General features: G+C 32.9%; 13 protein-coding genes and 1 riboswitch. Of the genes, 8 read left to right on the top strand and 5 right to left on the bottom strand.

Translation table 11 applies throughout. The features are described 5' to 3' along the window. Positions 1-3: 3 nt before the first annotated feature. The 6 genes from CN692_RS09165 (at position 4) to CN692_RS26105 (ending at position 5199) form a co-directional block, all read left to right on the top strand. Positions 4-912 carry an LCP family glycopolymer transferase gene (locus tag CN692_RS09165; protein ID WP_098118848.1) on the top strand — a complete coding sequence of 303 codons (909 nt, stop codon included), beginning with the start codon at positions 4-6 and terminating at the stop codon, positions 910-912. A gap of 545 nt (positions 913-1457) precedes the next feature. Beyond that, entirely contained in the window at positions 1458-2228 is a 771-nt protein-coding gene (locus CN692_RS09160; RefSeq protein WP_098118847.1) for a hypothetical protein, read from the top strand. A 91-nt stretch (positions 2229-2319) separates the two neighbouring features. Next, positions 2320-2895: a hypothetical protein gene (locus CN692_RS09155; RefSeq protein WP_098118846.1), complete on the top strand. Its 576-nt coding sequence runs from the start codon at positions 2320-2322 to the stop codon at positions 2893-2895. Beyond that, the gene (gene lepB / locus CN692_RS09150; protein ID WP_098118845.1) at positions 2895-3467 is read left to right on the top strand and encodes a signal peptidase I; all 573 of its coding nucleotides are present in this window, start codon (positions 2895-2897) and stop codon (positions 3465-3467) included. Before CN692_RS09155 ends, lepB begins: the two co-directional genes overlap by 1 nt. Positions 3468-3492: 25 nt before the next feature. Continuing rightward, on the top strand, positions 3493-4674 hold the full coding sequence (locus CN692_RS09145; RefSeq protein ID WP_098118844.1) for a hypothetical protein: 1182 nt from the start codon (positions 3493-3495) through the stop codon (positions 4672-4674). 363 nt (positions 4675-5037) lie between these two features. Next, on the top strand, positions 5038-5199 hold the full coding sequence (locus CN692_RS26105; RefSeq protein ID WP_179874400.1) for a hypothetical protein: 162 nt from the start codon (positions 5038-5040) through the stop codon (positions 5197-5199). 345 nt (positions 5200-5544) lie between these two features. Here CN692_RS26105 and CN692_RS09140 read toward each other — a convergent pair whose 3' ends face one another. From CN692_RS09140 to CN692_RS09135, 3 genes are all read right to left on the bottom strand, one after another. Continuing rightward, positions 5545-5865 carry a helix-turn-helix domain-containing protein gene (locus CN692_RS09140; protein WP_098118843.1) on the bottom strand — a complete coding sequence of 107 codons (321 nt, stop codon included), beginning with the start codon at positions 5863-5865 and terminating at the stop codon, positions 5545-5547. Between the two features lie 62 nt (positions 5866-5927). Continuing rightward, on the bottom strand, positions 5928-6065 hold the full coding sequence (locus CN692_RS26100) for an anti-repressor SinI family protein (protein ID WP_172446378.1): 138 nt from the start codon (positions 6063-6065) through the stop codon (positions 5928-5930). A gap of 35 nt (positions 6066-6100) precedes the next feature. Further along, positions 6101-6231, bottom strand: a riboswitch (cyclic di-GMP riboswitch). Between the two features lie 455 nt (positions 6232-6686). Beyond that, on the bottom strand, positions 6687-7208 hold the full coding sequence (locus tag CN692_RS09135; protein WP_098118842.1) for a sigma-70 family RNA polymerase sigma factor: 522 nt from the start codon (positions 7206-7208) through the stop codon (positions 6687-6689). 306 nt (positions 7209-7514) lie between these two features. Between CN692_RS09135 and CN692_RS09130 the strand changes: the two genes are divergently transcribed. After that, complete coding sequence (locus CN692_RS09130; RefSeq protein ID WP_098118841.1) at positions 7515-8048, top strand: competence protein ComK; 534 nt, start codon at positions 7515-7517, stop codon at positions 8046-8048. 81 nt (positions 8049-8129) lie between these two features. Here CN692_RS09130 and CN692_RS09125 read toward each other — a convergent pair whose 3' ends face one another. After that, positions 8130-9038, bottom strand: a complete 909-nt coding sequence (locus tag CN692_RS09125) for an accessory Sec system S-layer assembly protein (protein WP_098118840.1) — start codon at positions 9036-9038, stop codon at positions 8130-8132. Then, positions 9022-11403 carry an accessory Sec system translocase SecA2 gene (gene secA2 / locus CN692_RS09120; protein ID WP_098118839.1) on the bottom strand — a complete coding sequence of 794 codons (2382 nt, stop codon included), beginning with the start codon at positions 11401-11403 and terminating at the stop codon, positions 9022-9024. The genes CN692_RS09125 and secA2 overlap by 17 nt, the downstream gene beginning before the upstream one ends. Before the next feature lie 478 nt (positions 11404-11881). On the opposite strand from secA2, the gene CN692_RS09115 reads away from it, so the two are divergent. Next, the gene (locus CN692_RS09115; RefSeq protein WP_098118838.1) at positions 11882-14545 is read left to right on the top strand and encodes an Ig-like domain-containing protein; all 2664 of its coding nucleotides are present in this window, start codon (positions 11882-11884) and stop codon (positions 14543-14545) included. Positions 14546-14803: the final 258 nt, after the last annotated feature.

The following is a 14803-nucleotide window of genomic DNA, read 5'->3' as shown; positions in this document are numbered from 1 at the left end:
CCCATGACCTGGAAAAAAATAATGTTACGAATTGGATTAGTTGTATTAGGTTTAGCGGTTATAGTTGGAGCAACAGGATTTTATATCTACCATCAAGTCGCGGAAACGACCAGTACAATTTATCAACCTATAGAGAAAACAACTAAAAGAAGTGCGCCATTAAATATGAAAGAAAAAAATCCATTTTCAGTACTACTCCTAGGAGTAGACAAACGACCAGGTGACAAAGGGCGCTCAGATTCCCTTATGGTAATGACAGTAAATCCTACAAAGCATACAACAAAAATTATTAGTATTCCACGTGATACTCGAACTGAAATTGTAGGGAAAAATAGTGTTGATAAGATTAACCATGCATTTGCCTTCGGTGGCATACAGATGACCGTAAACACTGTAGAGAAGTTTTTAAACATTCCTATTGATTACTATTTAGAAGTCAATATGGAGGGGTTTAAGGATATTGTAGATGCAATTGGTGGTGTAGAAGTGATGAATACACTAGACTTCACTAATGATGGTTTTCATTTTAAAAAAGGGTTATTGTCTTTAAATGGAGAGAAGGCGCTAAGTTTTTCTCGTATGCGATATGAAGACCCACAAGGTGATTTCGGTCGAGAAGCTAGACAGCGTCAAATTATTCAAGAAGTTATTAATAAAGGAACAAAAATTAAAAGCCTAGTAAGTTATAAGGACATACTAAATTCAATCAATAAAAATTTAGAAACAAATTTTACAATGCAGCAGATGTTCGAGATTCAGAAGGACTACCGTGGTGCTACTGCCAGTATTGAACAACAGCAATTACAAGGAAGTGGGAAGATGATTAAAGGGATCTACTATTATTTGGTACCGGAAAAAAATCGTCTAGCACTTTCAAATGAATTGCGGGACCAGTTAGGACTAGCACAATAAGAACTAATCTTAAAATAAAAAAGCACTCGTTATGTATATAGGTTAACTATATTACATAACGAGTGTTTTTTTTATGTTTAAACCAATTTTTTCATAAACAGTATAGTGAACACATCGAAAGAGTATAAAGAGCGGAAAATACAAATCGAATATTTGTAACCAATTCTACAAAATTTATAATGATTTCAATTTTTTACAGTTAAACATATAAAAAGTCCTAAGTCTATTATCTCTATAAACAAAATAGGAGTAAAAAGAAATTCAACTTTGGTAGGTGTGGAGATGGGAATTTCTAGGTAATAAGGACTAATAAGTAGGCTGATAGACTAAAAGATGCGTTTTAATTACAAGAAACGACGCAAAAATAAAAAACAATACAACTATCGACAAAATTAGACAAAAAATATGTAGAATATTGTAGAAATAGCAGTTTTTTTAAGTGCTTGGCGCAATTGTTAGATTATTTGGTCTTTTGTATAGTTAAGTTGTATACGTTCTCACGCAAGAACAAATACATACCATATACAATTTAAGGAGAGAGAGAAATGAAAAAGGTTAAAAGTAAAGTTGTAATTGGAATTGTATCTGCTGGTCTAGTTATTTCTGGAGGAATCGCTTTTGCAAGCACGAACGCTGGTGATTTATTAACAAACTGGGCTAATACGAAAACTTCTGATGCAAAAACAGAGCTTTCTTCATCATATAAATCAAAATATGATTCTTCAGTTGCAGATATGAAAACAAACGTTAATAACTACAAAGTTGATGCTGCAAACAACATTGAATTAGTTGGAGATGCTCAAACGAAATTTGCAAACCAACAAATTTCTGCAGCATTAAATGAACATCTTACTGCAATTTCTGACGCTTTAGCTGCTTTAAACATGAGTATCCCAGCTGATTTTGCTAACTACATTTCTACAACAAATGGTAAAACATCTTCTGATTTAGATGCATTGGCAACTACATTAAACAGTAGTTTCAATACACAGCTTTCAGCAGTAGCTAAAGGCGCAGATACAAAGCTTCAAACTAACTTAAATTCTTCTCGTAGTGCAGCTGTAAACGCATTAACTCAAAAAATTCAAGATGCTAAAGCAGAAATTAATTCTTTAATTACTGATCAATCAACAGCTTCTGAAAAGGCTGTTTTAGAACACTTATCTGCTGAAATTACTCGTATTGAAACTGCATTAGAAGCTGAAATCGATGGACAAAAAGCTGATGCAATCAAAACTTTAAACGATACGTCAACAAAAGCTATTAATGATGCAACTAAAGATATGCAAGATTTAGTAGACGCAATTAATAAATAAGAACTAATAGTTAACTATTAGTACATAAATCTATTAAATTATGAAAAATTTAAAAGTTTGTTTTTTTCATGTAGTCATTAGGAGGTAAATTATGCAGAATCGCACTGAAAAAACGGAAAAACAAACGAGGATCTCCCAAAAATTTAAAAAGCTTATAATTGGATCTGTTACGTTGAGTGGTGGATTACTCATCGCAACAACGTTTTCATTTGCAGATACGAATTTACCTGCAGCAATGACTGCATGGACAAGCCAACAAACTAAGCAAGCAAATGATTATATTATTGGAATGACGGAAGCGGAGTCTACTAAGCAAAAAGCACGTCTAATCACAGAGGTGCAAGAAAAAGCGAAGGAATCTGCTGATGAAATACAAAAATATGCATCACAAAAAAGCTTAGAATCACAGGAAGAACTTCAAAAGTACGGAGATCAATTGATTCAGCAAATTGATAGCAAGAATGAAAAAGATGTACAAGAAGCAAAAGCTAAAATTGACAAAATCATACAAAATGCACAGGAACAAGTAAAAGAGCAAATAAATGAACAAGTTCCTACGGTGAACTCAAGGAATAATGATGATTCAGATGAAACATCTAACTCTAAAAATGATGATTCACAAAATAAAAACAGCCAAGAACAGTCTAGCGAGGAAGGTCAACAGTAATGGATGCTTCAAAAGTTGAAGAACAAAAGGTAGTGGATGATAAGAATATAAACACTTTTCGTCAGTCATTAATTGATTGGCTAAAGTTCTTTCTAATTTTAGGTGTTCTTTTAGTTATTTTACTAAATACAGTTGGACTTACAAAAGTAAGTGGATTTTCAATGTATCCTACTTTAAATGACGGCGATTTAGTCTTTGTGAATAAATTAGAGCGTTTTACACATGACCCCGAACTTGGAGATGTAGCGATTATGAGTTTAAAAAGTGAAGGGATTAATATTGTAAAACGAATAATTGGAGTTCCTGGAGACACAGTCTTTATTAAAAGTGGAATTATTTATGTGAACAACAAGCCTGTTCCAGAGATCTCAACAAATGGGACTTCTGATGATATGGCACAAATAACTGTTCCTAAGAACAAACTATTTGTTGTTGGGGACAACCGTGAACCGGGAATAAGCTTCGATAGTCGAAGTAAAGATTTTGGATTTATTCCGATTAAAGATATTAAAGGTTATGTACTTATTTCAATTCTACCTATTCATAAAATTGCGAAACCACTTAAAGTGTAATCTGTCTAATGGAGGCACGAAAGAAATGGAAAAAAAGTCAATTAAAAAGAAGATTGCAGTCGGAATTCTGGCTGCTGGAATAGTAACATCATCTAGTTTGGCATTTGCAACGACTAATGCTGGGGACTTATTTAAAAATTTTGCCTCTCAACTATTAAATGATGCAAAATCAACTGTAAGTAGTACTTTAGGTACTAAAACTTCTGAAAAGATTAATGCATTAAAAGATAAATTAAGTGCATTAGTTACTGACTCAGAAGAAGGCGTAAATAATAAACAAGGTGAGTTAGAACAAGCTGGTGTTAATAAAATTAACGGCCAATCTAATGAGCATATTCAAGCGATTAACGATTCTTTATCTGGAATTAAACAAAACACGCCTGGTCAATTTTCAAGTTTAGTTTCACAATTAAACTCGCAAACAACTACTGGAGTTGAAAGTGAAGTTAATGGATTAAAACCAGACTTCAGTTCACAAGTTTCAAACAGCCAACAAAAGATTACAGATGAGCAAGCTAAAGCGCTTGATGATTTAGAAGATGCAATCAATGCGGCTAAACAAACTTTAGGCCAATTAATTGATATGCAAAAACAATCAGCTGACCAACAAGTAAAAGACTACTTACAAGGTCAAATTGATAAAGTAACTCAAATTATTAATGACGCTACTAATGATTTAGAATTCAAAAAATCTAAAGCATTAGCTACTAAAGCAACAACGATTAAAAATGATACACTTACTGATTTAGACTCTCTAGCTGGTGGATTATATACGCCACAAAATAGCTTTTTAGAAAACTTTGAAGGTGGAAACTCACCGTTTGCAATTACTGGTGATTGGGAAAGAAATAATTCAAAAGTAGATGGAAAAACTGATTATTACTTGATTAGTGGTAATATTTCAAACAGCCAAACTTCTACTGCCGAAGTGACAATTAACGTTCCAGACAATGGATATAATGCATTCTTATCTTTTGATTATTTAGTTCTTTCACAACTAAATAAAGATATCTTAACAATTTCATTAGATGATAATGTTCTTGTTAGTGAGTCAGGAACAGATAACCACTGGTCTAACGTAAACCTTGGAATCAAACCAGGTAAACACGTATTAAAACTTACTTACGCAAAAGATAAATCTGGTAGCGGAAGTAAGGATGCTGGTTATATTGACAATATTTCATTAAAATATGATTTACGCAAATAATTAGCCGACTAATGAGGATGTCCTAAAAGTATAACTTTAGGGGACATCCTCATTTTTATTTTCATAGAACAAATTTAAAATGTAGAGTAGTTGAATGATAGTTGAAGTGCAAAGAAAATGTCAGGGTGCGAATAAGAGTGATGATCGTGCAAATAAGGGTCCAGAAACAGCGAATAAGAGTCGAGGTGAAAAGAAGAGTGTTGATTGCAAATAAACTAGTGAAACGGGAAAATAAGGTGCCAGAAATTGCATATAAAGTCGAAGTGAAAAGAAGAGTGCTGATCGTGCAAATAAACTAGTGAAGCTTACAAATAGGGAGTTAGAAACTGCATATAAAGAGGTGTTGATGGTGCAAATAAACTGATGAACCGTGCAAATAAGGTGCCAGTAACTGCAAATAAAGGTCGAAGTGCAAATAAAAATAGAGAATCTGCAAATAAAATAAGTAAATCTGCAATTAAAATGAACAGAACTGCAATTAAAAATAGTGAAAGTGCAATTAAATATCCTAGCAACTTAAGTTAGATAAGAAATTACCTATACAGGTAAGGGTATTCCAACCTAATAATGGCTATAAATGAGAACAAAGTAAAAGAAAAGTTAAAAAATACTCTCTAATTCTTTCTTAACCGACTAAAAAAGTGAAGAAATCTACTAAAATTCGATATATAGTGACTATAGAATCAACCTCTAATTGAAAAACGCTACTAAAATACCCCCATTTAGTTTCTAGCCAGGCTATGACTCAGAGCAGCAATATTACTTAATTTTAATAGTGGCTGACTATGTGTCACTTACACTATTGTTAGGACGCCTCAGTTGTTGTACGTAAAAAAAACCTTCAAATTAAAGTCAATTTAATTTGAAGGTTTATTTACCTTGCTTATACTTATTAAACTCAATAAATTTTAATAGTTCATCTTTTGGTATACCTGAATCAATTGCTTCTTGAAGGATTTCCATCCATTCAGAATCAATTATTTTTGTTGGATCAATATCATCTTTCAGGAGGCTTTCTGCCGTTGTATTGAAGACGCCTGCAATTTTTTCAAGTACTTGAATCGAAGGATTACTTTGCAAATTCCGTTCAATCGAACTTATGTAAGATTTTGCGATACCAGCACGTTCTGCAAGTTCTGTAAGGGACATTCCATGTTGTAAACGTAGTTTTTTAATTCGTTCTCCAATCATATAAGCTACTCCATATCTTTTTGACTATTACAAAAAGTATATCATAGTGGGGAGTAATTCTCCTAGTTTTGACATGAATCTTTAACGCAATTGTAAAGAAATGAGCGGACTTCGTCAGGACTTATGCCTACTTCAATGCATTCAAGTAGTAGGTCGATCCAATTTAAATCTGTAGAATTGCTTTCTAATTCACTGTACATGGATTATAGCCTCCTAAAAATAAGGTACAAAATACCTAGGTAACCCTGCTATCTTAGTTCGATTAATCGTGGAAATATACAGTAAACTAGTACTTTTTTGCTGTATTCTCAACTAAGACCAGTGGCTTTGCGTCCCAATTTCTCAATTGGTTTGCCTTTTTCTAGAGAGTGTTTTGATATACTTGTTATAATTTTTTTGAACTTTATATAACAATTATATAACGAATTGAATTCATACTTTGTAGGAATTTGTAGTTATGAAATAATACAATTATATTAATAATGTTTCATTTGTGTTAAGAGCATTAGATAAATCAAGGTGTTTTTTTATAATTGAAATAATGGAAAAAGTTTCAAGGAAATATAATTCGACATTTAAAGAAAAAATGTCGAATTATATATTTCAAATAGTAAAATTTACTAATTTTAAAATAACATTTTTGGTTTGTTATTTAGTTTAGAGTTAGATTAGACAAAGTTTAGAAGTAATCTGTATGGCATGATTTTGGGAGTAATTGAAATAGGAATAAAGTATTAGTTTTTTTATAGTTGATAACTAGTCGGTTAGTAAACTAAAAAACAGAGTAATTAGTTGAAAAATTACTCTATTTTTTTGCAGTTTTATTTTGATCCTCTTAATTTTTTTAATGCATAGCGATAGCTGGATCTGACACTAGATTCGTTCATATTTAGTTCGTCTGCGATTTGGGCAAATTCTTGATTGAAATAAAAGCGTCTAACTAAAATTTGCTTTTGTTGGAGAGAGAGTCCATCAAGTAAGCTCATAAAATCCTCAAGTAGAAATGCATCATCATAATATGTTGCATCTTCAATACACTGATCGACGACAACGTTTCGTTCATCATATTTAACAGCTTTAGATAGCTCGTTAAGTAAATAACCTCTCACAGTGAAAAAAGCATAACTAGAAAAACTCCCTTTTTCGCTTTCATAGTGTTGATACGCTGTCCATAAAGCGATTTGTCCAATGTGATAATATTCATCAAAGTTTTTATAAATATTTAGCTTTTTTATAATTGTTTTAATCATACGAGAATATTGACTTAAACATTCCTCAAATGTACTAGGTTTTACTTTTCCCGAAAAAGGTTGGTATCCTAAGTGTGCATCACAATTTTTCATTCCTTTTGCCTTTCTAAAAAGGCATGCCCTTATATAGATTCCGCGGTGAAGTAACTATATAAAAATAAAAGAAATATGGCATTTATGAAAAGATTAACTATGAAATTAAATAACTAATAAAAACTTTTAGTTTCGATACGAAAACATCAAATATAAAAAGAATGAGCGTATAAAAGTTTATCTATTGATGATTTAAAAAAAAGTAAAATTTACTAAAATACTAGTTTCACAGACATAGAATCTTCAAAAAATTGGTAAGATTATTCTGATATAATCAATATGTAAAAATTCTATAGGGAGGCATATATGTCAAAGTTAGATTATGTAATTTCATATGAAACGATGCTAATTGAAGCTGCAGACCACCCAGAATATTTAACAAAAATTACTGATAATAACAAAGGTATAATCTATTCAAAACGGCCAATGAAAGCAATTTTAAAAGAATCAGCCCTCTACCATAATCACTCTACTAAAGGCCATCTTGAAGTCGTCAAAAGTAAATACCCAACTATGAAAAAGATTCCTCTTATGATTAATGCCACTTTAACAATTATTATGGTTCCTACATCTTCGCAAAATAACAAATCATGTAAATGGCTAAACTTTATCCAAATCAATAAATATATTAAAGAAAAAAACAAAACGAAAGTACAATTCAGGAATGGGGATGAGAAAATACTACCAGTTTCTTATTACATTTTTGATAAACAAATAAGCAAAGCAACAAAGATCATTAGTTTGTATTTAAGTCAAAAAGTAGAATATAAACTAAAATCTGATGGGGATAAGCTAATGATGATTAAAGAGCTAATAGAAGGATATACAGCTGATGATTAGATAAGCGGGGGAAGGAACAGAATATAAAAAAACAGGTCAAAGGATCTTTTTGGATCGTTTGTCCTGTTTTTTGATTTTATCTTAAATTACTTCCTGGTCTGGCACTCTAATTGACCATTGAGAAAATGCTTGGATTTCAACTAGTTCCTGTGGGAAGATAAATGTCCATGGTTTACTTGTATTTGCTTGAATTGTTAATGGTGGTAGTGTGAATAAACCTTTTGCAATTATTTCGCCTTTTTCATTTAACATTTCTAATGGTAGTAACTCTAGATTTACTGCTGTTGTGGAACCATTTCGAACTAAAATATTTACAGCTAAATTTCCATCATCATTATAGTTAGCGCGTAAAGCATGTAAGCTTACTTCATTTACACGTAATTTAGGTAAAGTATTTACTAGGTTGCTTAATTCAGTGATTTGTTCTTCTGTAAGTCGGCCTTCCCATGTTGGATCTATATCTAATCTATGAATTGTTTTTGACAAGTCAAAGGCTAATTCGAATCCCTTTTCCGGCAAGTCTTCTTTTAGTAAAAACTCTCTTTCAAATACAAAGTGCCATGGGCGACTACTGCAAGGAGGCATGTCCCCAAGTTCTTCTAATTTGAATCCTTTTTTACCTAAAATTTCTCCTTCTTCGCTAATTAATAAAAGGATTGCATCTTCTAAATGAACTGCCTTTTCTAAACTATTTCGAACGAAAGCTGTAACCGTTGCACTGCCATCTTCATTAGCTTCAAGCTCGATTGCAGATAATGACAATTGATTTGGTTTTAAAGGAGCAAGTTCATTATTTAAAAACTGATAAACATATCGTCTTTCATCTTCAATATGCATCAGTGGATGAAATGATATTTTAGGAAAAACATCACTCAGTTCATTCTCTTCAACTTGAACTGCTTGATCAGTAGATGGTTGTTGCAATAAATCACTCGATGAAACTGTTGAATCTTTACCTTTTTGTAATAAACGCTTAATCGATGATAACATTTTGTATTTCTACCCCCTGTGGACAAGATAATTCTTGAAATGTTGAAGCAAGACTTGCTGATAATTCCTGTTGAATAATGCTAAAAGTATGTTCAAACAGAGTAAATCCATCTAATTCATATAATCGAATTGGATCTTCTTGTTGGTACTGTCTTAAGTTTATCCCTTCTATCAAATGTTGTAAATGCTCTAAATGTTCAGACCAATATAAATCTATAGTACTTAATGCGGAATTTTTCAAATTGTTAGTAATTTCTACCTTTTCCTCATCGGCCATCCCGCGTAATACGGTCTTATATTCAATTAGAGCTTCATTTACGTTATCCAATACTTCCCATCTAGTATTGAACTGTATAACATCAATTCGCAGTGGAGGGATAATTTGTTCTAGTGTAGTTTTGGCTTCTAGTCGATTCCAATCTTCAGGGGTACTATTTTCGGGATAAAATTCTTTTAAATATTTATCAACTGTCCCGTCTAAATGGTGGATAAACCACTCTAAATCGTTGGCTAATAATAAATTACTTCGCAACTCATACAATATACGGCGGTGCTCATTTGCAACCCCATCTACTTTAAGCTGCCATTCACGAATAGAAGACTGATATGCTTCACAAAGCTTTTGTGTTGAAGATACGAAGTCATGGATGGAAGATTTTATTACTTTCCCAAATTGGTCAAATTGGAGGTTCTTATATATTTTTTCAAGTTTTTCTGCATTATATCTTACAAATAACTCATCTTCTAATGATAAATAGAATTGAGATGATCCCGCGTCTCCTTGTCGCCCCGCACGACCTCTTAGTTGTAAATCGATGCGCTCACTTTCATGAAGCTCTGTTCCAATTACATGAAGTCCTCCTAACTCAGTTACACCTTTAGCCAATAAAATATCAGTTCCTCTACCAGCCATATTGGTTGAAATGGTGATCATTCCTCGCTGACCAGCTAAGGCAATCATTTCTGCTTCTTTTTCAACATTTTTTGCATTTAAAAGCTGAAATGGTAATGATTTTTCTTCAAGTACTTTTGCAACAATTTCTGACTGACGAATGGAAGTTGTTCCAATTAGAATAGGTTGGCCTTTTTTATGTCTCACCAAAACATCAGCCAAAACTGCTTTGAGCTTTTGTTCTGTCTTTTCAAATACGATATTTTCATAATCCAAACGGATAAAAGGTTTATTTGTCGGAATGCTAACAACTTCCATGTTATAAACTTGTAGAAATTCCTTCTCTTCAGTTTTTCCGGTCCCAGTCATGCCAGAAAGGATTGGATACATTCGGAAGTAATTTTGTATTGTGACAGAGGCAACAGTTTGATTTTCATCAGTAGTTTCTAAACCTTCTTTTGCTTCAATCGCTTGATGGAGTCCGTTACTTAATGATCGACCTTCCATAATACGACCAGTAAATAAGTCAATTAATTGAATTTCGTCTTCTTGAACAATGTAATCAATATCTCGTTGAAATAATATATTTGCTTTTAAAGCATTATGGACATAGTGGAAAAGGGTCGAATGCTCCAAATCATATAAGTTCTCAATCATAAATGCTTTTTCAATCCTCAAGATACCTGCTTCTGTTAATGTAATTGCTTTAGTTTCTTCGTCAAATAAATAATCTCTTTCTTTAATGAATGTGCTAATAAATCGCGCACAGAGAGAATATAAGTGTGACTGTGCAGCCTTTTTTCCTGCGATAATTAGTGGTGTTTTAGCTTCATCTATTAGAATAGAATCAATTTCATCAATAATTGCATAATGATATGGACGCTGAACTTGTTCAATAGAAGAGACAATCATATTATCCCGTAAATAATCAAAACCGAACTCTGTTCCGATTCCGTAAGTAATATCTGCATTGTACGCAGCTTTTTTATCATCCAAGGTTAGATTGGGAATATTCAAGCCTACTGTAAGACCTAAAAATTCGTGAATTTGACCCATTTGATTGGCATCACGACGAGCCAAATATTCGTTTACAGTAATAATATGGACGCCTTTTCCCTCAAGCGCATGAGTAAAAGCAGGTAAAGATGAAACTAATGTTTTACCTTCCCCGGTTGGCATTTCAGCAATATTTCCATCTAATAATGCAAGTCCACCGATTAATTGAACATCATAATGACGCATGCCTAGCACTCGCTTTGAAGCTTCACGTACAAGAGCAAAAGCATCTGTTTTAATTTCTTGTATAGTTGCTGTATTGCTGGCAATTTTTTGCTTCAATATATAGGTAAATTCGCGTAGAGTTGCATCTGTTTGGTTTTTAAAGAATGATTCTTTTGAGTTTATCTCTAATACAATCCTTTTGTATTCTTTTAATTTTCGATTGCCAATGATTTTTTGTAAAGTCTGGATCAAAGTACTCCTCCTTAGCTGGTAATTTATTAATTCTATTTAACACTATTAAAAGTTTTGAGCTGCTCGGACTAGCTATAGTGTGGATTTATTGATAACAGTGAAAAGCAGGATTAATTACATAAATAATTTCGACATAAACGGATGTTTTCTTAAATGAAAAAAGAAGTACTGGCTCTCGGCCTTTTAAAATCGTTAGACAAAAAACGTTCAAAAATAGTAAAACACCTTGATATATAAGGGATATGCATAAAAATGACATTTGAATTTGTGATGTTTGTAACAAATTAGACCTATTTGAAGAAAAAATGTCTATTTCGCTGTTGTATACTAGCGTTGTAAAAAAAACTAGAAAAAAAAGCTAATTTACCCAAAATTTAACAAGTTTTGAATAAGGGTAATTAATCATCTTAGTTTGGCAGCAAAGAGAGCAAGTTACTACTTTTTATTCTAGAAAATAAGCTTAGGGAGGACCTCTGGAATGGCATTAAACAAAAATAAAAAAATAATTACTTCTGCTTTAACGGCTGCAATGGTAGCATCAGCCGTAGCTCCTGTTGCTGCCGCTGCTCAAACTGTAGTTCAAACTGCGGAGAAAGCTGTAAAAGCATATGAAGCTGTTAATGTAACAAACCCTACAAACGCAAAAGCAGCAGAAACAAAAGAAAAGGCTGCAAGAGCTGCAGTTGCAAAATTAACTTCTTCAAAGTATAAGTCTACAAAAACTAAATTATTAAACCGTATTGCTAACAAGAAAAAAGCGAATCAAGCTGTTGTAACAAAATACAATGCTGCAGTAGCTGCTGTAAAAAAATATGAAAGCTATAATGTAAAAAATCCTACGGATGCTAATAAATCAGTAGCGATAAAGAAATCAGCTGTAAGTGCAGTTGCGCAGTTACGTGATTCAAGTAAAAAAGTTTCATTAACAGCTTCCATTAATAAAAAGGAAAAAGACATCCAAAGTGTTGTAACAAAATACAATGCAGCTGTTGCAGCCGTGAAAAAATATGAAAGTTTTAATGTAACGAACCCAACTGATGCAAATAAATCAGCTTCGGTAAAAAAATCTGCAGAAACTGCAGTAGCACAGTTGAAAGATTTAAGTAAAAAAGCTTCATTAATTACTTCTATTGATAAGAAAGCTAAAGAGATTCAAGATGTAGTAAATAAATATAACGCAGCAACTGAAGCTGTTGTAGCGTATGAAGCATTAACTTCTGATGATGCTGATAAATTAAAAGCTGCTAAAGTTGCAGTTTCAAGTCTAAAAGATAAAGAGTACAAGGAAAAATTAGAAAATCGAATTTTAGTTCAACAAGCCAAGTTAGCTATTCCTACAATTTTGACAGCGAATGCAATTAACGCTTCACAAATTGAAATTAAGTTCAATAAAGCTGTAGACTCATCTGCGATTTTTGACTCAAATGGGAATCTATTTTCAGGAGTTGTAACGGTAAATAGCCTTGACTATATTGCTGCAGGGACGCTTACAGGTGAACTTAGTACAGATGGGAAAACATTAACTGTCACATCTTCATCAAAACTAGATAAACGTTATGATGTCATTATTGATAAAGTTAAATCTACTGATAAAGTAGATTTTGCTAAAAAGACATTCACGATTACAGTTTCTGATCAAATTCGTCCTACTTTTGTTGGGTTAACATATTTACCTAACGGAAATGCGACATTTACATTTAGTGAACCAATCAATGCAACGACTTCAGAAATTGCGACTGCGTTATCTGTAGCTGGTCCTACAAGTTTTGCAGTTTATGCTGGTGACATTACCTTATCAGCAAATAAAAAATCATTCTCAGTGACACTTCCAGCTTTAATGAATAAAGACCAAAACTATACGTTTACAATCACTGGACTTAAAGACTTTGCAGGAAACTTATTAACACCAAATCCAATTCCTGTAACGGTCGTTAAAAAGGATGTAGATACGGTGAAACCAACAGTAACATCTGTTGCTTCAGCTGGCGTTGGCAAAATTGCTGTCACTTTCTCTGAAGAAGTAAATACTACTGGTGCTACATTAACTGTAAATGGAGTATCAGCTGGAATATCAACTTCAATTGATTCAAGTAAAAAAGTCGTAACATTTAGTTCTTCAAGTTTAACTGCTGGTGTGCAAAGTCTTGTAATTGGTGGGGTTAAAGACCTGGCAGGAAATACGATGGATGCAGTGACAAAGGTAGTAGAAATTACTACTGATCGAAATGCACCACTATACGTAAGCCAAAGTATCAAAAATGTAAGTGGACAGCAGTATCTTGTATTAAATTACAATGAAGATGTAACGGTGGATACTACAAAATCAATTACAGGTACTTATGTAGGTTCAGATTATATTACAAGAGCTATTCCAGCATTAGCTGGCGGTTCTAATTTAATTAACGGAGCGGACGGTAAATCAATTGAAGTAAAATTACCAGCATTAACTGGCGACTTTACTCTAAACTTACCGGTAGGTTTTGCATTAGATACAGCTACTAATTCGTCAGCTGCTAGAGTTGTAACATTCAAACTTGGAACAGCAGTTGATACAACAAAGCCAGTAGTGTCTAATTTTAACCAAACAAATAACAAAATTCTTGTTAGCTTTGATCGTGAAGTTTCACCTGCGACTGCGTTAAATCTATCAAATTATGCTGTAGAAGGCATTTCTTCACCATTTGAAGGAACTGCAATTTTTAAAGGTGATGCTAAAACCGTTGAGTTAACATTAAGAACGGATGCTATTACTACTACTGGAGATCGGATCTTTACTGTTAAAAATGTAGCTACTGGTGCGGGAGCAGTAATGGATGCAGATGTTAAGGCACGTAGCTTTAAAGAGACGGTTCGTCCAACAGTAGTCGCAGCAAGAGTAATTGATTCAACTCATATTGAAGTAACATTTAGTGAAGCAATTAAAGATGGTGGTAATGTAGGAGCAGATTTAGAAGTTTTCCAAGGTAATAGTACAACGCCTTTGGCTGAGGCTACTGAGACAATTTCAGGGAATAAGTTAACAATTGCGCTTGCGTCTCCACTTTCTACATTAAGTGGGCTTCAGGTTAAAGCACAAAGTACAATTGACATTGTTGATCTTAATAATAATGCTGTAAACTTTAATAGCATTGCAGTTCAATAGTATTTCAATTTACGATAATGCGTTTATTAGGAGAAAGGCTCTACTGAGAAAATATCAGTGGGGTTTTTCCTTTTTTTTTAGTATAAATGACAACGGTGTAGAAAATCGACGCAGTTTCCAACTTTTGGGAATAAGTGGAACTACACTTCTATTTTCGTCGACTGGCTGGTTTTCTATATTTTTAAGTGAAAATAACTATAAAATTTCAAAATATGACAACGTACTTACTTCCTATTCTATATAATCTTAGTAGTTTCA

Origin of the sequence: Bacillus sp. AFS002410 (genome assembly GCF_002556365.1) — a bacterium.
Classification (GTDB): domain Bacteria; phylum Bacillota; class Bacilli; order Bacillales; family Bacillaceae_G; genus Gottfriedia.
The sequence above is the reverse complement of the archived record's forward strand: the minus strand, read 5'-3'. Positions and strand labels throughout refer to the sequence as shown.

Bases quoted from the DNA above. Each gene is read 5' to 3' on its own strand.
- CN692_RS09165 (WP_098118848.1), top strand. From the start codon at position 4: ATGACCTGGAAAAAAATAATGTTACGAATTGGATTAGTTGTATTAGGT.
- CN692_RS09160 (WP_098118847.1), top strand. From the start codon at position 1,458: ATGAAAAAGGTTAAAAGTAAAGTTGTAATTGGAATTGTATCTGCTGGT.
- CN692_RS09155 (WP_098118846.1), top strand. From the start codon at position 2,320: ATGCAGAATCGCACTGAAAAAACGGAAAAACAAACGAGGATCTCCCAA.
- lepB (WP_098118845.1), top strand. From the start codon at position 2,895: ATGGATGCTTCAAAAGTTGAAGAACAAAAGGTAGTGGATGATAAGAAT.
- CN692_RS09145 (WP_098118844.1), top strand. From the start codon at position 3,493: ATGGAAAAAAAGTCAATTAAAAAGAAGATTGCAGTCGGAATTCTGGCT.
- CN692_RS26105 (WP_179874400.1), top strand. From the start codon at position 5,038: ATGAACCGTGCAAATAAGGTGCCAGTAACTGCAAATAAAGGTCGAAGT.
- CN692_RS09140 (WP_098118843.1), bottom strand. From the start codon at position 5,865: ATGATTGGAGAACGAATTAAAAAACTACGTTTACAACATGGAATGTCC.
- CN692_RS26100 (WP_172446378.1), bottom strand. From the start codon at position 6,065: ATGTACAGTGAATTAGAAAGCAATTCTACAGATTTAAATTGGATCGAC.
- CN692_RS09135 (WP_098118842.1), bottom strand. From the start codon at position 7,208: ATGAAAAATTGTGATGCACACTTAGGATACCAACCTTTTTCGGGAAAA.
- CN692_RS09130 (WP_098118841.1), top strand. From the start codon at position 7,515: ATGTCAAAGTTAGATTATGTAATTTCATATGAAACGATGCTAATTGAA.
- CN692_RS09125 (WP_098118840.1), bottom strand. From the start codon at position 9,038: ATGTTATCATCGATTAAGCGTTTATTACAAAAAGGTAAAGATTCAACA.
- CN692_RS09115 (WP_098118838.1), top strand. From the start codon at position 11,882: ATGGCATTAAACAAAAATAAAAAAATAATTACTTCTGCTTTAACGGCT.